11 protein-coding genes are annotated in these 20,438 nt (G+C 33.1%); 4 read left to right on the top strand and 7 right to left on the bottom strand.

What is annotated here, in order from left to right:
- Positions 1 to 225: 225 nt before the first annotated feature.
- Both CN601_RS01245 and CN601_RS01240 read right to left on the bottom strand, forming a co-directional pair.
- Complete coding sequence (locus CN601_RS01245; protein WP_098120373.1) at positions 226 to 408, bottom strand: hypothetical protein; 183 nt, start codon at positions 406 to 408, stop codon at positions 226 to 228.
- 704 nt (positions 409 to 1,112) lie between these two features.
- A complete protein-coding gene (locus CN601_RS01240; RefSeq protein WP_098169729.1) occupies positions 1,113 to 5,249 on the bottom strand; it encodes a S8 family serine peptidase in 4,137 nt (1,378 codons plus the stop codon).
- Between the two features lie 373 nt (positions 5,250 to 5,622).
- Between CN601_RS01240 and CN601_RS01235 the strand changes: the two genes are divergently transcribed.
- The 4 genes from CN601_RS01235 (at position 5,623) to CN601_RS01220 (ending at position 11,518) form a co-directional block, all read left to right on the top strand.
- Positions 5,623 to 7,056, top strand: coding sequence for a spore germination protein (locus CN601_RS01235; RefSeq protein WP_098169728.1), 1,434 nt, complete (start codon positions 5,623 to 5,625; stop codon positions 7,054 to 7,056).
- A 2-nt stretch (positions 7,057 to 7,058) separates the two neighbouring features.
- Positions 7,059 to 8,141, top strand: a complete 1,083-nt coding sequence (locus CN601_RS01230; protein ID WP_098169727.1) for a GerAB/ArcD/ProY family transporter — start codon at positions 7,059 to 7,061, stop codon at positions 8,139 to 8,141.
- Complete coding sequence (locus tag CN601_RS01225) at positions 8,138 to 9,265, top strand: Ger(x)C family spore germination protein (protein WP_098169726.1); 1,128 nt, start codon at positions 8,138 to 8,140, stop codon at positions 9,263 to 9,265. The genes CN601_RS01230 and CN601_RS01225 overlap by 4 nt, the downstream gene beginning before the upstream one ends.
- A gap of 576 nt (positions 9,266 to 9,841) precedes the next feature.
- Complete coding sequence (locus CN601_RS01220) at positions 9,842 to 11,518, top strand: M4 family metallopeptidase (protein ID WP_098120378.1); 1,677 nt, start codon at positions 9,842 to 9,844, stop codon at positions 11,516 to 11,518.
- Positions 11,519 to 12,043: 525 nt separating this feature from the next.
- Here CN601_RS01220 and CN601_RS01215 read toward each other — a convergent pair.
- The 5 genes from CN601_RS01215 to CN601_RS01195 form a co-directional block, all read right to left on the bottom strand.
- Positions 12,044 to 16,141 (bottom strand): S8 family serine peptidase, encoded by a 4,098-nt coding sequence (locus CN601_RS01215; RefSeq protein WP_098169725.1) that lies wholly within the window; start codon positions 16,139 to 16,141, stop codon positions 12,044 to 12,046.
- Between the two features lie 216 nt (positions 16,142 to 16,357).
- On the bottom strand, positions 16,358 to 17,365 hold the full coding sequence (locus CN601_RS01210) for an alpha/beta hydrolase (RefSeq protein WP_098120501.1): 1,008 nt from the start codon (positions 17,363 to 17,365) through the stop codon (positions 16,358 to 16,360).
- A 151-nt stretch (positions 17,366 to 17,516) separates the two neighbouring features.
- Positions 17,517 to 18,359 carry a M15 family metallopeptidase gene (locus CN601_RS01205; protein WP_098169724.1) on the bottom strand — a complete coding sequence of 281 codons (843 nt, stop codon included), beginning with the start codon at positions 18,357 to 18,359 and terminating at the stop codon, positions 17,517 to 17,519.
- Between the two features lie 84 nt (positions 18,360 to 18,443).
- Complete coding sequence (locus tag CN601_RS01200; protein WP_257131571.1) at positions 18,444 to 19,538, bottom strand: HAMP domain-containing sensor histidine kinase; 1,095 nt, start codon at positions 19,536 to 19,538, stop codon at positions 18,444 to 18,446.
- The gene (locus tag CN601_RS01195; protein WP_098120499.1) at positions 19,531 to 20,226 is read right to left on the bottom strand and encodes a response regulator transcription factor; all 696 of its coding nucleotides are present in this window, start codon (positions 20,224 to 20,226) and stop codon (positions 19,531 to 19,533) included. The genes CN601_RS01200 and CN601_RS01195 overlap by 8 nt, the downstream gene beginning before the upstream one ends.
- Positions 20,227 to 20,438 lie beyond the last annotated feature (212 nt).

Below are 20,438 nucleotides of genomic sequence, written 5' to 3'. Positions count from 1 at the left end.
CCATAATTTAGCTTTTTTCGACTAAAAACAGCCTACACGAATAATTATTCAGAAAATTCACATTACGGTCAACCGGGTTATTTTATTGTGATTAAATCAATGGATTAGAAGACAAAAGATAGTTTTCGACTGATTTTGACAGAGAAAATGGGAGGAATTTGCGCAACTTTATAAGTACATGAATAAAGCCCCTTCAGAATTCAGAAGGGGCTTTTACTAGATCATTTAATTTAGTTGATTCATTGTCACTGAAAATACATAGCTCTGGAACTTATCGCAGCCTTCATATCTATATCTCTTTCCGTCTTTACTAAATTCCCTTCCATTCTCTTGGAAACCTAAATCATGTAAAACATCTTTTATTGAACCGTTTTCGTAGTCTTTTCCAACCTGAAATTCGATACTCAAAATAATCACCCTTATATTTGTTTTTTATTTATTTTGGTAATTCTTGGGTGATTTTATACTTATGGAGCACATTATAGGGAATGTATTTAATATGAAATGCGAACAAAATTTGTACTTTGTTCATATAACTTTGTACTTTGTTCATAATGTACTGAATATTGTGCATATATGGTAGAGTTTTGTGCGTAAATCAAAGTGTTTTGTTCATAAGCAATTCAATGCTGCTTTTATGTGTTGAAAGATAGCGGATTCGATCGTTGAAATACGAACATAATGTGAAGTATATTGATAAAGTAGTGAACTTCGTTGATATATTGGTGGTTCTCGTTGATATATCACCAAATTCCGTTGATATTTAGCTCTTGTTCGTTGATATAGTGTTAAAGCTTGTTATTGATCCCTTATATTTGACTCTATTTTTGCCAAGAGTGTCCATATTTTGCAAAGACCGGCTTGATTTTTGCCAAAACCGACTCATTTTTACTCAACAGCGGCCTAATTTTTGCCTAACCCACCCATTTTCGCCTACACCAGTTCATTTTTCCCCATCGCCTGCCCAGCTATCTCAAATCCAAGCTCATATAATATGAAATCTGCTCAGAACGAACAAAAAAGCGCTCGCTTCTTCATAGAAATAACTCCAATCAAATAAAAATCCACAAGGAAAGTTAACGTCCTTGTGGATTATCATACTTATCTTAAAATTACTTCAATCCTAAATCAGTCAAAATGCTATCCAAAGTAGCTCCCTTATAAGAAGTCTTAGCCTTCGGTGCATTCGGTACAGAACTATTTCTCTTTCCGAAGTTTTTCACTACGTAATTCATATCTTTTGCATCAACAACTTTGTCGAAGTTAAAATCTGCTGATGATTTATTAGTACCCCAGAAAGTTTGTACTTGAAGTGCGTCCATTATATCGATTACATTATCTTTATTTGCATCTCCAGCAGTTAGTAGTGGCGTTACGTAACGCAATGTTCTGCCTACTGTTTCTCCACGAACTTGATCGGATAGTGTAAATTGTACATATTTTGTGAAATGGCCTGGTACATCGACTTTAAATGTGTATGGTTTATTATCAGCTCTTACCCAGTCAATTGCGAAAGCTCCATTTTTAGAAGTTAGTGGTAGATCATAATTTGTTTTCCCATCATATGAAGTAAGTGAAACTTTAGCACCAATCTGAGTTTGATCAATAGCATAGTTCATTTGATTTGTTGTTGGATTGATTACTCCTTCTAGCTGCATGTTTCCATTGAAGTAAGATACTTTTGATGTGTAAAGATAATTTTCAACATAAGAATTAATATTTTTTGTTTCCACACCAGCTTGATCGATAAAGTTTGCTGATGCTACTCCAACTACTCCTCCAATTGAAGCGGCTTGATCTAAAGTTTTTAGATCGAAATTAAATAACGGTAAATCCTCTGGTAATTCTTTATCACCTAAATAAGTAAAGTTCACAGTATACGCCGTTGTATAAGCAGAAATTTGTGCAGTTGATACCGTAATTGTTGCATCTCCATATTGTTTTACTGCATCGTTTAATTGAATGTTTTGAACTTCGCCTTGTTTTGTAGGAGCATTAAGTACGATTGTTGTTTGCTTTAATTTTTTAATATTATTCGAACGAACTGTGTAATTTACAGAATCACCTGTTGTTGCTTTCTTATCATTTGCTTTGAAATAGTAATAAGGTGTTGTATTTTTCGTAAAGACTACGTGGTCGTTTGGAGTCTGATTTCTTGCTGTATCAAAAGTGTAATAGCTTACATCTAGCCATTTAACTTTATTAGAAACATACATTTGCTCTTTAAAGTTTCCATCTTTATCTGTAAAAACTGGTGCGTTAGGGAATGACGAATTATAGAAAAAGACAATTCCATTTTGAGACTGGTCAACATTTATTCCATAACGTTTTGCTTCATCAACTTCAGGATCATATACATTAAATGTGTAATCATAAAGCATTTCTCCATTTGAATCTAGTTGATCATCTGAATATTCTACTACTTTTTGATCTAATGAATCGAAACTAGTTTTTACGATCGGATCACCAGATTCAAATAATAAGTCAGGAGATGATGAGAATGTTTTACCTGAAGCATTCGTTCCAATAAAACGTAATTTATAATGTCCCTTTGGAACTAGTGCATTTTCAGAGCTAATTGGGTTACTTGGATCTCCTGTAAATGGATAATACACACCTTTAAAGACTTGTTGTGCTAAATATTCTACATTTTCTTTTAATAGACTACCGTCATATGTTCCAATGTATCCGACATCTTCTCCTGTCGTTGCATTTTGTAGTACGATATCAATCGTCTTCATATGAGATTGTAATGTTAAATATGCAGTTACCGATGGAAGTGCTGTAGCTGGGAAACGGATCTTATCTGTAAAGATAGGATTATATAGTCTTGCAGTTAGACCTTCTTTAACAACTCGTCCACCAAATGGAATTTGATATGTTTCAGTTGGATCTACATTATTTGTAAAAGTAATATATCCTTCATAAGTTCCTTTTTCAGCTGTTTTTGGAATGTTTAAGTTAAATTTAATTGATTTTTGGCTAATTCCATTTAACTTTACTGATGTAGGACCTAATAAAGTTACATTGTTTTGTGCCGCATCTTTAGATCCTCTTAATCCAGTTTGGAATTTCACATCTACATTAAATGTTTTTGCCTTTTCACTACGATTCTTTAATGTAATTGAACGTGAGTCAGCTATATCTTGATCATTAAATGCAAATGAACCAAAGCTCATCGCACCTGTTCGTTCTTTAATTGATTTTAGTTTCCCATTAATAATCGTAGGAGTTTGATCATCGACCTCAAGCTCTACATTCGAGTGAATTGCTTCATATGCATCAACTCGTCCACTTCCTACTTCAAATACACTATAATCTTTTGATAACGGATCGGCAGTATTCATTAGGATTGATTTGACATCTTCTGGTTGTAAGTCTTTATTAGATTGAAGTAATAATGCCGAGACACCTGTTACATATGGTGTTGCCATCGATGTTCCTGATAATCTTTCATAAGCGTATTTATAGTCTTCTGGTTTTGAACCATCGACTGTTTTATCATTTACATAAAATGGGACTGTTGAGAGAATTGATACACCAGGTGCAGTTACTTCTGGTTTAATATCGTAATTTACACGAGATGGCCCTCTAGAACTAAATGATGCTAATTCATCAGAAGCTGTTTTTAGTTTTGTGAAATCACCAAAAGTGAAGTCTGTTTTTCCAGCTTTTATTGCCGCTAAAATTGTATTACCTTCATCATTTGATACAGAGAATGATGGAATCGCATCCATCGACTCACCTAAAAATGTTTGAATTGCACCTTCCGCTTTATTTGTTTCATCGTTATACATTAAGACCCCGATTGCACCTTTTGCTTTAGCATTTTTGATTTTGTCTATTAACGCAATTGTTCCACGTTTAACAAACGCAATCTTACCGTTTAGATCTTTTCCATTAAAGTCCGCTGGATTCGCTAAACCAACATCAACCAACTGATAGGTATTTCCTTTTAAAGTTGTTAAATCGTCTTTATAATTTCTCGCTAACTGTCTTACAGAATAATTTTTTCCATCCTGCACACCTGCGTATTGATATACATCAAGTGCAATCGATGACGCACCAACTGTTAAAGCTAATGCTGCAGCACCAGGTGAACCTAATGTGTCCATTTGGTCTCCACTATTACCTGCAGCAACAACAGTAGTTACGCCACAAAGTACAGCATTATTAACAGCTATTGATGTTGCATAAAGTGGATCATTTAATACATTTCCAAGTGACATATTAATGACATCCATACCATCACTTACTGCTTTATCTAATGCAGCAATTATATTTTCAGCTGTTCCACTACCATATGGTCCCAGCACTCGATATGAATAAAGATCAGCTTCTGGTGCCGCTCCAAGCATTTTATATTCGCTATTACCAACGCCCCGACCACCAATTATTCCTGCTACATGTGTACCATGTTCTGTATAATATGCACTTCCACTTACAATCTCTGTTTTTCCTGATTTTTTCCAATCTGCATATGTAGTTTCCATTGGATCATTATCATTGTCGACGAAATCATATCCACCTTTATATGCATCTTTTAAATCTGGATGATTATAGTCAATTCCTGTATCTAAAATACCTACTTTTATTCCTTTGCCGGTGAAACCTTCTGCATGTAAACGATCTAAAGCATCATAAGGTGTATAGTCTCCTACTTTTGCCTCATCGGTTTTTAATTGATCGTTTTCTTTTGGTGGATCGATTTTATACGTCTCATTGCTCCAAACTTTTTTAACTGCTTTTGATTTTAGTAGATTTTGAACTTGATTTGCTGGTAATGTCATCGAAACACCATTAAATGCACGTTTATATGATCGATAAACTTTATAGTTCACCTTTTTTGTAGTTTCGTTAGTTAATATTTCTGCTACATCTTTTGTAAAAGTCGTGTGATCTTGATCAATTAAATCTGACGCTTTTGATTCAGACAATTCCTTTCCTTCTATAGCCGCCTCAAGTCGAGCTATTTTTACTGGTTTATTTGCAAACTCAACGATCACATTGGTTGGTTCATTCGATGATTGATCAATCTCTTCTGAAATTTGCGGTCCTGTTGAATCACTAATCTTAATTTTGTTAAGTGCATCTCTTTGTTCAGGTGTTAATTTAGCGAGCAAATCCTCAGTTTTTGTGGTGCCTACAGCTTTCGATATAGAGACACCATGTCCAAGTGAGCCAATTACAAAACTAGTGGATAAAGCAAATACAGCTAACCCTTTTCCTATTTTCCTACGCTTCCCCATTAAACCCTTCCTTCCGCTTACTTAAAAGTTGTTTGAAAAGAGCTATTTGATATACAAACGTGAACTTTGTATTTGTTATGAAAGTATTCATTTAGTGATCTTTACAAACTTTATTATTAAGACTATTCAGAATTCGGTCAATTGGGTTAAGCACTTCGCTTTATCACAATATCAGTGTCCTTCAGAAAGAATATTCGACTATTTTCGGCACGAATGTTTATAAACTTATAAGATTTTTTAATAAAAATATAAGATTTAAGGCTAATGCTTAGAAATAATTTCTTCTATAAACTTCCAAATTCGAATAGTATTCATGTTCAACGCGCAAATTAAGACTAGTAAACTAATGTGATTTTTAAAGAGGTGAGAAACATTGAAGGAAACAAATGGACGTCAATCTAACTTCATTGACCCAGATGGACATTTAAATTCAAATATTGAATTACTTTTCTCTTTGTTTCCTACTTCTGATTTAAAAGTAAAGAATGTTTCAATAGGTGGTAAAAAAGGTGTAATCATTTATTTTAGTAGCTTAGTAAATGAAGAAAAAATAGAGCAGTTTGCAACTAATCTTCTTGAATATAAAGAAGATCTATTTCAATTTTTTTATAGCCACACAACAGCTACAAAAATAGTTGAAGACATTGAGAAATCATTACTCGCGGGAAAAAGTGTTGTTTTAATTGAAGGGGAAGTTAAAGCGTTTATCTATTCTGTTGAAGATTTTCCAAAGCGTACATTTACTCCACCAAGTATAGATAATTCAATCAAGGGGTCAAAGATTTCATTTGTAGAGACACTTGAACTTAACATGGGCTTGCTACGAAAGTTTATTCAAAGTCGTAATTTATTATTCAAGGAAACTAAAATTGGGACTGATAATAAAACCCTTGTTAATCTCGCTTATATCGATGGGGTTGTAAAACCTGAATTAGTTGCTGAGATTGAGTCAAAGCTTGCTACAATTAAATTCGATTCAGCTCTTAACGCAAGTCAATTAGCACAAATGCTAGAAAAGTATCCACTTTCCCTTTTTCCCCAGCTTGTTACAACAGAGAGACCTGATATTGCTGCAGAATCGCTCGAAAATGGAAAAGTCGTAATACTATTAGATCGTTCGTCTGAAGTTGTGATTTTACCTGGTTCATTTATCTCTTTTTTTAAAAGTATTGATGATTCTTCAACTAGGCCAGCTATCTCATTATTTTATTTCTTTTTGCGGGGTATCGCTCTATTCATTACACTCTATTTACCTGGTATTTATATTTCAATCGTCTCTTTTAACTATGATGTAGTTCCGTTAAAATTAATTATTTCAATTGGAGAATCACGTGCGAATGTACCTTTTGACCCACTTGTTGAAGCGATAATTATGGAGATTACACTTGAAATGTTAAGAGAAGCAGCTATTCGACTTCCTACTCCAATTAGTACAACTGTAGGAGTTGTAGGAGGAATTGTTATCGGCCAAGCTGCCGTTCAAGCTGGAATTGTGAGCAATATTATGGTTATTGTTGTTGCCATTACCGCAATTTCATCATTTATTATTCCGAATTATGACATGGCTTCAAGCTTACGTATTTTACGATTCCCAATTATGATAATGGCTTCTGTATTTGGCATTATCGGGATCATTGCAAGTACGATGATTATTATCGCTCATGCATTGAAATTATCAAGCTACACTGAATCTTACAGCCAACCAGTTTCACCCTTTGATTTTAAAGGATTAAAGAAGAAATATAAAAATAGTGCATTATCACTATTATTTAATCAACACATTACGAATCTAAAAAAGAGGAAATAATTATGAGACAAATCGTACCGAGAATTACATTTGTTCAATTTATTTTATTAATATTTGGAGTACAAGTTGGGATAGGTGTGATTTCCTTGCCTCGGGTATTAGAACAGAAAGCTGGAACGAGTGGCTTGATTTCACTTTTAATCGGAGGAACACTCTCTTTAATTATAAGTATTTTGATTGTAAAAGTTCGTGAAAAAGACCCTTCTTGTTCATTCTATACTTACTTTACTCATTGTTTTGGGAAAGTACTTGGTACGATATTTTCCCTTTTCTTTACGCTTTACTTTCTTGGAACTGGTTTTACAGTTCTTTTAAGATCCATTTTATTTATCCAGTCATATATTTTACAAGATTCTTCGATACCTATCCTTTTAGTAGTGTTTTTAATTCCGACTTATCAATTCGTCACAGGTGGCATTCAAATTATTGGTAAATATGTCGAAGTTATTTTTCCGATTGTTATCTTTTTTTTAGTTATGCTACTTTTCACTTTGAAGCAAAGTAATATTCACTTTATCTTTCCAATCATTAAAGATGGTTGGACACCAATTATTAAGGCTGTCCCTTCAACCATTACATCTTTTTTAGGAATTGAAACTATTTTTGTTTTGTATCCTTACTTAGAAGAAAAAGAAAAAGCTCTTAAAGGCGTTATGATAGCAAATGGTATGATAACCTTTCTTTATTTATACGTTACAATTATTTGTTTTGTCGTTTATAGTCCTGATGAAATCGGCAAGATTTTTGAACCGGTTTTAGATATTTTAAGTGTAATTGAATTTCAATACGTGGAAAGATTGGATTTCATTCTTTTTTCACTTTTTCTAATGGTTATATCTAAAACTTGGATTATGTATATTTGGATTAGTGTTACTAATCTTGCAGAAATGTTTCATCAAAAAAGGATTGATTATATATTCATTGGATTATCATGTGTCTTTTTAATTTTTACAACTTTTTTCATACAAACCTTCAAACAAAATGATCTTTATATGAACTTATTATCTACATATGGTTCGATTGGCATGATGACGATTCTACTTCTAATTTGGATTCGCTCATTAGGGAAAAAGGTGATTGGATGAAAATTTTAAAAATCACAATTAGCTGCTTACTTCTATTGGAAATTTTAACAGGCTGTAAAAAGAGCGTTAATATTGAAGATATAACGATGGGGTTAGTATTAGGAGTAGAAATTGATCAACAACAGAAAAACCTCAATGTCTTTATGTCCAGCCCTGTTTTTAGTGAAGAAGCAGAAGAAAAAAATGAACAAATCGTCGTAGATGCTTCATCCGTTCGGGAAGCCCGCAATTTATTTGATTCGAGAGTAACAGGGGTTTCCTCGGGAGGAAAATTACAAGCTTTTTTAATCGGAACCAAGTTGGCTAAGTACCCAACGTGGACGGCTGTATTAGACTTGTTCTATCGTGATCCAAAACTAAGACAAAATGCAGATATTGTATTATTTGATGGCTCTTTGTCAGAGTTAAGTAATCTTAAACCAAAAGATAAACCGAGATTATCTATTTTCATCCCTCAACTAATTGAAACAGCTGATATTCGAAATATTACAATTCGAACATCGATTCGAATGTTTCATTTAATGAAGTACGAAAAAGGTATAACACCATATTTTCCAAAAATGGCAATTAAAAATGGGGATCTTGAAGTTAATGGGGAAGCATTATTAGACCGCAAATTTCTCTTAAAAAGGACTTTATCAATAAAAGAAACACAACTATTGCGCATACTTCAAGGTAAAAAATATGGTCAGTTAGGGCCGAATACTTCTATACATATAAAGAAAAAGAATGAAAAGGAACCCCTAATTAACTTAAAGCAAGCTAGTTATAATGTAAAAGATATAAAAAGAAAAGTAGATTGTAAATTCGAGAATAACCATTTTGATTTTACTATTTCCTTAAAGATACCCGTTATGATCATACAATCACCTTATACGTTAAATGATAAAACATCTGAAAAATTAAGTAAGGAACTCAGTTCTTCTATGGAGAATGATTTAAATAAATTTATCCAAACGCTACAAGCCGATGAACTTGACCCGATTGGCTTAGGCATATTAGCAAGCTCATACGAACATCAGCAATGGAAAAAGGTAAAATCAAAATGGCCTGAGGCTTTAAAGGGCGCAAAAATACATGTAAAAGCAAAAATTATCATTGTCGATAAGGGAATTACAATGTAATAGGAGCAATTTCAAGGTTATCGCTAAAAATACAAATATAAAGTATTTTCTTAATTTTTGGCAGGAAATTCATCTTCCTGCCCTTTTTTTATTAATATTCCAGTTCAATCATTACTTTTTATGTTGAAATATATTTTTATCTCGCAAGTCATTACTTTAAAATAATTTTTTAACCATTAATCGTACTGTCATTAAATTAAAAAGTTAGATTAGCAGTTTGCTTTAATCTTAACTGTACAAACTTCCCTTATTTTGATTATAAAACGAAATTAAAACTTTACTAAAATAACAAACTCATAAATTTTTCTCCCTTAAAACGGCTTTTATTTGGGTTCAAATTAACTAAAATAAAACGTGTTCTTAATATAATTCGAGTATTTTTTACCGTTTTTTAACTAAAATTGGTACAATTTTACTATTTTAAAACGCAATTGGATATTTTTTCCTCGATAAATCAGCTTATTTTTTCCTCACAAAATGCGAGAATTGCAGAATTTTGTAGTTTGTAAAACTAGATTAGTAGATGTTACGATGAATTCCTCAATACCACATATGTTAACCAAGGGAGGAATTTTAGTGAACAAGAAAGTTTTAGCGGTTGGATTATCTGTAGGTTTGGCAGCAAGTAGTTTATCGGTGACTAATACATACGCTGCACCAAAAAATGTATTATCGAAATACAAGTACAACAAATCAGTAGGATCACCTGAGTTTGTTTCAGGTCAGTTGACTAAGCCATCAGTTAAGAGCCCTTTAAGCGTTGTCCACAACTATGTCAATGCTAACAAGGATAAATTCAAGCTTGGATCTAAGTCTTCTGAAAAATCATTTGTCATTCAATCGAGTAAAAAAGATTCTTATGGTACTAATCTTCGACTACAACAAGTTTACAACGGTGTTCCTGTATGGGGATCAACTCAAACTGCAGTAGTTGGAGCCAATGGATCTCTAAACGTTTTCTCTGGTACAGTTATTCCAAACTTAGATACTAAAAAAGGACTAAAATTAGCTAAAAAAGTTAACGCATTTAAATCAATCAAAATCGCAGTCGCAGACCTCGGATACACTCCTATATATGAAAAAGACCCTACAGCTGATCTAGTAGTTTATACAAATGGTAATGATGCTACGTATGCATATCATGTAAACTTAAACTTCCTATCTCCTAAACCTGGTAACTATAATTATTTCATTGATGCATCAACAGGCAAAATCTTAAATAGCTATAATAGTATTGATACAATGGACAGCATCCATGCTGCTAGTAAAACCGTTGGAGCATCGGTTGCTAAACCATCAATTACTGGTACAAATGTCACAGCAACAGGAAAAGGTGTTCTTGGTGATACAAAAACACTAAATATGACTCAATCTGGTTCAACTTATTATTTACAAGACAATACTAGAGGAAATGGTATTTTCACATATAATGCAAATTCTCGTACTACTTTACCTGGTACGCTTTGGACAAGCACTGACACACTACTAAATAGTACAACTGAAGCTGCAGCAGTTGATGCTCATTATTATGCTGGAAAAACATATGACTACTATAAAACTGTTTTTGGACGTAATTCATATGATGGTAATGGTGCTGCTTTAAAATCAACTGTCCATTATAGCCGTAGTTATAACAATGCGTTCTGGAACGGTTCTCAAATGGTATATGGTGATGGTGATGGAACAACATTCACTTATCTTTCAGGCGGACTTGATGTAGTAGCGCATGAATTAACTCACGCAGTTACAGAAAGAAGCTCGAACCTAATCTATCAAAATGAATCTGGTGCATTAAATGAAGCTATTTCAGATATTTTTGGAACTGTAATTGAGTTCTATAATAATAACAATCCAGATTACGAGATTGGTGAAGATATTTATACGCCAAAAATTGCAGGCGATTCACTTCGTTCTATGAGTGACCCAGCTAAATATGGTGATCCAGATAACTATTCAAAACGTTATGTAGGAACTGCTGATAACGGTGGCGTTCATACAAATAGCGGTATCATCAATAAAGCAGCTTACTTAATTTCAGCAGGTGGAACTCATTATGGTGTAACTGTTTCAGGCATCGGTATTGATAAACTAGCTAAAATTTTCTATCGTGCGAATACAGTTTACTTAACTTCATCTGCAACGTTTAGCCAAGCTCGTGCAGCAGCTGTACAATCTGCAGCTGACCTATATGGTGCAAGCTCTGCTGAAGTAACAACAGTAAATAAAGCATTTGATGCGGTTGGTGTAAAATAATTTCTCTGTTAAATAAAAAGAGTGCCTCAATATATTTGAGGCTCTTTTTTTGAAGATAAATTTGCGAGTGATGGTGAGAAGCAAGAAATACGAACATAAAGTGAACTTTGTGCATAAAGATGTGAACTTTGTTCATAAATTAGTGGTTTTCATGCATATAGTCATGGTTTTTGTTCATATTACAATTTTTTTCGTGCATAAACGGCTAAGGTGCGCTTCATGGTGCAGAAATATAGCCTACTCAGTACCTAAAACACGAACACAATATGAACAATATTGATAAAGCTGTGAACTCGGTTGATATATCATTCATTCTCGTTGATATATTGCTAAATTCCGTTGATAAATCACTTAAACTCGTTGATATATTGCCAAATTTAGTTGATAAATCACCTGAATTCGTTGATATATTGTTAAATGGAACAGTAAATCCCCTCCAAACCTACCAATTTATAGATTAATTCAAATAAAAACAAAGAAACCACAAGGAAAATTAATTCCTTGTAGTCTTTTGAGTTAAACTGATTATAAACCTAGCTCACTTTTTACAATCTCTAATGTTTTTGTTTTATATTTACTTTTTGGTTTTGGTGCAGTTTGTACTGATGGATTTTGCATTAAATAGTTCTTTTCAACGAATGCAAGATCTTTAGCATCTACTTTACCATCTACATTTATATCTGCACTTCGTTTGTTTGTTCCCCAATATGTTTGGATGTATAGTGCATCCATTACATCAATTACATCGTCACCATTTACGTCTCCACCAAGCAATTTAGGTAGATTGATTTTTAAAGATTGACCGCTCAATTCCCCCTTATCATTTTGCATTCCAATTTTGAAGTTATATAGACTTCTAAAATGTCCTGGTACTTTTACTGATAGTTGGAGCGGTTTATTAGTAAGAGACAAGTGTAACGCTTCAATTTTACCTAACTTAGTAAAGATTTGATCATACTTATTTCCAATAGCATCTTGGATTGAAACATCAGCTCCCACTAAACTATAATCTCTTTTACTATCAAATGCTCCACTACTATTTAATAAGCCTTCCGCATATAAAACAGATTTCATTTTAGAATACGTTGGGACTAAATCAACATAAGGTGAATTTGTAATAAGTGACGTCGTTTTCCCAGATCGATTTACATAGGTGCTTGATGCATATACGAGACTACTATCAGGTCGGATTTCAAAATTATAGTCTTTTACTTTATACGTAACTTCTGCTATTGGGATCTCTCCATTTAAAGTTTGGGTATTATTATCAGTAGTTTCTACGGTTATACTATTTGCTGTTTTAGTAAATTTAACTTCTCCAAGTTTACTAGTATCTGGGTGTAGTGCAATATTTTCAATCGATAAAAAGTCTGAAGCAACGCTTAAGTTGACTGTACCCTTTTTAAAATCAGTAGCGTTTTTTATGACGATTTTTGCTTTCACAATATCATCAGGTTTCGCAGTATTTTTATCAACGATTGTAGTCAAATATGGTGTACCTTTTTTTACGATTTTAATTGTTTTAGGTATGATACTTCCGTTTCCTGCAGAATCGGTTACAACTAGGTTAACAAGCTTTGCCCCCGAACCAATCGGTACTTCATATTTAAATGTACCGTCCGTATTAACTGGAATTTCAACAGGAATTTCCCCTTGTGCTGTATCGTAGACCTTATTAGCTGATTGATCTATTTTCATACCTGCCGCTTTATAATCTTCAATATCTTGATCAAATACGGAGCCAGTTATTGTAACTGATTTTTGCCCATCTTCATATTCAATGATATCCCCTACTGGCACATCAAATGTATATTTAGGCTTCCTGTTATCAACTACTAAATTACGATATTCTATGAATTGCTTACCAGTATCAGATGTTGCAAGCATTTTAATTTTATAAAAACCTTCATCCAATACGACATTTGTAGAACTTATACCGCTCGGTGATGTATTATCAAATGGATAATACGTACCATTAAAGAGACTCAAATTGATTAAATCACCTTCATTTAAGCTAAAACCATTCACTGTTCCAAGATAACCTATTTCTTGATTTGTCTTTCCATCTTCTAAAATGAAATCGATATTTCTAACATTTGATTTCATTTGAACTTGTGCGGATATCGTCTTAATCGTGTTCGGACTCGAATATGCATCTCTATAACGGTCTTCTGATAAACCTAGTGATGATGTTTCAAAAACCCCTATTCCTTCTTCAACAGCATGCACTGCAAAAGGAATTTTATATGTTTCATTAGGATCATTCTGATTCGTATAAACAATATACCCCTCATAATTACCTTTTTCTGCTGTTTTCGGTATGAAAATGGAAGCTTTCGTATTTTTTTGTGAATTTGCAGGTAGTTTAATAGTTGGTTCAATTAAAACCTTTACTCCATTTTTATCAGCATCTTTAGATCCACGTAAGCCTGTTTGATAGTGAACTGCTACATCAAAGGTTTTTGGTTCAATACCAGTATTTTTAACGATAATTTTGCGCTCTTCATTCACGTCCTCACTTAGATTGACTGAACCAAAACTCAGCGCACCTGTTTCATCTTTAATGTTTTTTTCTTTGCCATTTTTTAAAATAGGTGTTTCATTTTGAACTTTCATTTCAATCGATGAATGAACTGCTTTATAAATATTAACTCGGCCTGCACCTGTTTCAAATACACTATAATCCTTACTTAAAGGACTCGCTGTATTCATTAGTATCGCCTTAACATCACTTGGTTGTAAGTTTGGTTTAGCTTGGAGTAAAAGTGCTGCCATGCCCGTAACATTTGGTGTTGCCATCGATGTACCTGAAAGACGTTCGTATGCGTATTGATAATCATTTGGCGTATTTTTATTGATCATATAAGCTGGAACTGTAGAGAATACGCCTACACCTGGAGCTGTAACTTCTGGCTTTATATCGTATGTAATACGCGCTGGTCCACGGGAGCTAAAATCCGCTAACTCGTCTGATTTAGTTTGGAATTCTCCAAGTTCATTAAATGTAATTGTGCTTGTTGAATTGATCTTTGATTTCAATGCTAATCCTTGAGTATTCGTTAAGGTGAATGTTGGAATATAGTCTAAACCTTCACCTAAGTATGCAGGTATTAATCCCTCATCAGGATTATTATTAAAAAGTAGAGCTGCTGCTGCACCATTTTGTTTTGCAAATTTTACTTTATCACCTAATGTAATATTATTCCCTCGACTAATTAATGCAATTTTCCCCTTTAGATCTTTATTCTTATAATCTGACTGTGCGCCATAACCTACATCAATTATTGAATAAGATTGACCCTTCAATTGATCTACATGATCTGAATATCCTTTAGCCATTTCTTGCAAGTCAGTTGATATTGACTCAGTACCTGATTGAAGTACACTCTTATATGTATGTACAATATTTGGTTCATTACTTGCACCTACAGTTAAAGCAAGTGCAGCTGTACCAGGAGAACCTAAAGTATATAAATCATTTCCGCTGTTTCCAGCTGCGATTACAGCTGTAACTCCGCTTAGTACAGCTTGATTGATTGCTATACTTGTTGTATAAAGAGGATTATTAATTCCTGCACCTAAGGATAAATTAATGACATCCATTCCATCTGCTACTGCTTGATCAATCCCAGCCAAAACAGTAGAATCTGTACCAGAACCGTATTGTCCTAATACTCGATAAGCATGTAACTCGACATCAGGGGCAATCCCTTCCATTTTAATATCACCGTCATTTTTTCCTTGTCCGGCGATAATTCCAGCAACATGAGTTCCATGTTCAGTATAAAAAGACGCTCCTGTTGCCCAGAAAAATTCGGCAAAACCAGATTTTTTCCAATCTTCATATGTAGTTTCCATCGGATCATTATCATTATCGATAAAATCGTATCCACCTTTATAAACATCTTTTAGATCTGGATGATTATAGTCAATCCCTGTATCAATGACCCCTACTTTAACTCCTTTTCCAGTAATTCCCTCATGATGAAGTTTGTCCACTCCTAGAAAAGAAAGGGTTGATTGATTACTCGATGCTCCAGATTGCATTTCTTCTTGAGTTGTATCAGCCTCAGCATGAACTTCTTCATTACTCCAAACTGCTTTAACAGCTTTCGATTTTAGTAAGTTTTTAATTTGATTTGCTGGTATACTCATCGAAACACCATTAAACGCATGTTTATAAGATCGATTTACTTTATATTTCACTTTATTATTATTGTCTTCTGTTAATACCCTTCCTAAATCCTTAGAAAACGTTGTATGATCTTGATCAACTAAGCTAGTCGCTTCAGTCTTTGTTAACTGTTTGCCATTTAAAGATGATTCGAGCTGAGCGACTTTTGCCGGTTTATTATTAAACTCAACAATTACGCTCGTTTCGGTTGCGGCATCTAAATCAATATCAGGATTAACTTGAAGCCCAGTCTCATTACTCGTTGAAAGCTGATGTAGTGCCGCCCTCTCGGCTGTTGATAGATTAGCCAGCATATCATCTATTTTCGAGTATGTTGCAGCTTTTGATGAAATTGTTACATGACTCAAGGATCCAAGAATAAAGCTCGAAGACAATGCTAACACAGAAAAGCCTTTGACAAACTTACTTCCAAAAATGTTTTTCCCCATCTTCTACCTCCAATTATTCAAAAATAAAATTCACCTTTATTATTTATTATTCTGAATTTTCGGTCAATTGGGTTATTCATTTCCTATTAAATCAACTTTCACATACTATTCGACGTAAACCATCAAAAAATTTATAAAAAGTTAATTAACTTCTTTCCTTTTAGCACGAGGAAAACAAAAAAAAGAGACCTCAAAAAAATTGAAATCTCTTCTAACTTATCTATTTTGTATTTCAGAAACCTTCGTACCGTTCAAAAAATTGAGTAATTCATTAAATGTATTTTGGGCTGCTTTTGTATTCATTTGAAACTGGTATTCATGTCCGATCTTACCTTCTGATTTAGGATAAAAGACTTGCTTTACACCTGTTCTTTTTTCTAGTAAAGTTGCAAATCGTTTCCCCTGTGATTCAAATGAATCAGTATTTCCATCTGTAATAAATGTTGAAACGAAATGATCTGGTACATTTCTTAAAAGTGATGATTCTTTTGTCATCTTTTCATTTTCCCAATTATATTTTCCAAAATATGCCCAACCAACGCGTTTAAATACAAATTTCATCAGCCTTGAGGAAGCGTGTGTCTGAACTTCTTTCATATCATATGGCCCACAAAGTAGGATTGCACCCCGTATTGTTTTCGGATCAACACTTTGACCTATTTTTGCTGTGTTAGAATAGTTTTTATTCATTTGAATGCTAATGAATTGTGCCGCAAGTTGCGCACCAGCAGAATCTCCAGCTAAATAAACATTGTTCAAATCCAGTCCATATTTATGTGCATTCATTTTGATAAAGCGATAAGCTTGATCAATTTGTTGGAAAGGCATCGGATAATTTACACTTGGTGCCAAGCCGTAATTAATATTTACTACATTATATCCATGACTAGCTATATAAGTAGCATATTTACGAACATCATTTTTATCTCCTGCTACAAAAGCCCCCCCATGAATCCAAAAAATAGTAGGTACATATTTCAAATCACCTTTATATTTAATTAAATCAAACGTACTATTTTCAAATTTTGAAGTATAATTGATATCCGTTTTCATTGTTGTTTTCTGCTTTGCAATCCCATAATCAGCCGCTTCAACTTCCATTCCACCTGCAAATGATTTTTTCAATAACCAAGTAACAGGTCTTGGAGATAGAAAAACTGATCCCACTCCAATTACTATGATTAATAGTAAACATATACCAATTATTTTGAATGTACGCTTCATTTTTTTCCTCCTGATAAAGAGCTTACTGAAGCTTATTATTCGATTTTCCAGAAAATATCATACATGGAGCAACGGATGCACTTTTACCTTCAAAATAAAAAAAGAACTTCTTCTAAAAGAAAAAGCCCCTTCTATTTCAGATTGCCCCGTATTATTTTGTAATCGTAACAATAACTCCATCTTTATTATTTCCCGATAGTTCGTACGAAGCTTTTTCGGGTAAATAAATATCTGTTGTTTTATTTTTAATAGGATAATAATAAATCTCATATTTTTTTGAACCGATGTTTACTAATAAACTCTTCTTTTTTTTCAAGAAATCTAAATACTCTTCTAATGTAAAATTATTTTCTTTCATTATGGCACTATGAGGTAAGCCAACATAACGAAAATGCCATGGTTCAAATTGTATTCCCGTAATGTCTTCTTTTCCTTTCGGATAACGTAAAATAAATCCATATTTCCATGAATTTTGTTTTAACCACTTGCCCTCAGGTGCATAGTCCATTTTTGTTAAAGTCGAGCCTATATCTAAAGATAATCCTGAGTTGTGTTCACTAAAACCAGCTGGTAATGCTATATCTGAACCTTTTTCCTCATAAAGTTTTTCTTGTTTACTATTATTACGATATCCGCTCGAAATCATAAAGTGATTAATACCTTTTAATTCAGCTGCGTCGATCATTTTAGAGAGATTTAGCGCTACATCTTTTGAAAGGCTCATAGAATTATCTGATAATACCATATTATCGGGTATTTTATTTTGAAATAAATTGATGATATCTGATTTTACACCTTGTTCTCGAATTTTAAGTTTTTTATTAATTAATATTAAATTCCCTTGATAAATTTCCTCTTTTGAAACTTTTAATATGTGACTATACTTCTGTGTTGGCTTATTTAAAGTTTTATAGTTAACATCTTGATTGATTTTTTCTTGGAATAGTAGATAACAAATTAAAAGTGAGATCAAAAATAAAAAAAACTTCTTCATACCATAATTCCCCCTGATTCGTAATGTAACATTAGAATAGGAAAAACTGTTTAAGAAGAAGTGGTGGAAAATCTTAAATTTTTCTTAAGTTTCGTTTGAGATTGGCAATCTTACTTCAAAAATCGTTCGGATTAAACTACTTTCTACTGAAATTGTTCCTTTATGTTGCTCAACAATATTTTTAGAAATGAACAAGCCCAGTCCCGTACTATCCTCTTGTCCTGTTCTCGATTTATCGCCAGTATAAAACATTTCAAAAATATTCGGTAAATCCTCGGGAGGAATATGATCCCCATAATTTATGACTTGTACAACAGCGATTTCATTTTCAATTAAGCAATTAATATCTACATATTGCCCGTCACTTCCATAACGTGCTGCATTCATTAGTAGATTTTCAAATACACGCGCTAATAGTGCACCATCAGCTACCATTTCTAATTTTGAAATGATATTTGTTCTTGCAATTAACTCGTTATTTGCAAAAACTGGATATAACTCTTCAATCAACTGGATAAGTAGTTTACTTAAATCAATTGTTTTATAGTCAAGTGGCAGCATTCCATAATTCATTCTAGTTACTTCAAATAGTTCATTAATCAACTGCTCTAAACGTTGCGATTTCTTAAAAGCAATCGACGTAAAATGTTTAACTTGCTCCTCCGTCAGTTGATCATCTTGAAGTATAAAATCTAAATAACCTAAAACTGAAGTTAAAGGCGTTCGTAGATCATGAGCTAAATTCAAAACTAACTGATCCTTGCTACTTTCTGCAAATTCTCCACGTTCGATTGCTTGTTTAAGCTTCTCATTCGCCATGTTCATATCCTTTGCAATAAGCTTAAATTCATCATTCGATGAAATTTGAACACGACCTGTAAAGTCTCCAGTTGCAAGTAAATGAATCCCTCTGGAAATCTCTTTAAAATAGGAGTCATATGGCTTAATTAGAAAATAGAAAATGATAATTGCGATTATGAAAAAAATGATTAATATGAAATAAATGTCGCCAATATTTCTTATTAATTGACGTATTTGTGCTAAAGTTGAACCGAATGTAGCATTATTTATGTAATAGAGTTGTAAGAACCTATAAAATATAGACGAAATCAACCCGGATATAAGCATACTTATACAGACTAAAAATATCATTTTCGTTCTGAATTTTATATTAACCATGGAATTTATACCCTACGCCCCATACTGTTTTAATCCAACTATTTTTACTTTTTTCTTCTCCTAACTTTTTTCTCAACGTACGAATGTGCACCATTACTGTATTTCCACTTTCGTAATACTGTTCTCCCCAAACTTGTTGAAATATATTTTCTACACTGAATACTTTTTGAGGATGACTCGCTAAAAGAAATAGAATATCAAACTCTTTAGGAGTCAATTCAACAATTTGACCATATAAAGTTACTTCTCTATGATCATGATCGATTTGTAACCCACCTGATTCAATAACAGATTTTTTACCTTTATCAGCCTGGTTTAACTGCATCGATCTTCGGAGTTGAGCCTTTACTCTAGCAACTAATTCCATTGGATTGAATGGTTTTGTTAAATAATCATCTGCTCCCATAACAAGACCTGTAATTTTATCTAAATCACTTGTTTTTGCGCTCAAAAAGATGATTGGAAAATTAAAGTTTTCACGTAATTGTTTTAATACCTCATAGCCATCTAACTTTGGCATCATGATATCTAAAATGGCTAAATCAATGGATTGTGAATTGATGACTTGAATAGCTTCATGTCCATCAAATACTTTGATTGCTTGGTAGCCCTCTTTTTTTATATGTAATTCAATGAGATCTGCAATCTCCCGTTCGTCATCAGCAATTAATATTCTAATAGGTTTCATCATTATTTCTCCTGTAAAAATTTAGCACTCTCATTATAGTATCAATTATTTTAATACTCAAGTTATGCTTTAGTAATAACCTTTTACAAAGTAATTTCTCAAATTAAAAAGATATTATGCGAATTATTATAGCATCTCGATCTCAACTAATCCGTGAAAGGTGCCAAAAAACTAGAAGCCTGATTAGACTTCTAGTTTTAACTAACCATTCG

Origin of the sequence: Bacillus sp. AFS017336 (assembly GCF_002555445.1) — a bacterium.
Taxonomy (GTDB): Bacteria; Bacillota; Bacilli; order Bacillales; family Bacillaceae_G; genus Gottfriedia.
Note: the sequence above shows the minus strand (reverse complement) of the source record. Positions and strands in the feature narration are given on the sequence as shown.

What these genes read in the sequence shown, in the direction of transcription:
- CN601_RS01210 (WP_098120501.1), bottom strand. Translation starts at nt 17,365, where the DNA reads ATGAAGCGTACATTCAAAATAATTGGTATATGTTTACTATTAATCATA.
- CN601_RS01215 (WP_098169725.1), bottom strand. Translation starts at nt 16,141, where the DNA reads ATGGGGAAAAACATTTTTGGAAGTAAGTTTGTCAAAGGCTTTTCTGTG.
- CN601_RS01200 (WP_257131571.1), bottom strand. Translation starts at nt 19,538, where the DNA reads ATGGTTAATATAAAATTCAGAACGAAAATGATATTTTTAGTCTGTATA.
- CN601_RS01240 (WP_098169729.1), bottom strand. Translation starts at nt 5,249, where the DNA reads ATGGGGAAGCGTAGGAAAATAGGAAAAGGGTTAGCTGTATTTGCTTTA.
- CN601_RS01195 (WP_098120499.1), bottom strand. Translation starts at nt 20,226, where the DNA reads ATGAAACCTATTAGAATATTAATTGCTGATGACGAACGGGAGATTGCA.
- CN601_RS01230 (WP_098169727.1), top strand. Translation starts at nt 7,059, where the DNA reads ATGAGACAAATCGTACCGAGAATTACATTTGTTCAATTTATTTTATTA.
- CN601_RS01225 (WP_098169726.1), top strand. Translation starts at nt 8,138, where the DNA reads ATGAAAATTTTAAAAATCACAATTAGCTGCTTACTTCTATTGGAAATT.
- CN601_RS01205 (WP_098169724.1), bottom strand. Translation starts at nt 18,359, where the DNA reads ATGAAGAAGTTTTTTTTATTTTTGATCTCACTTTTAATTTGTTATCTA.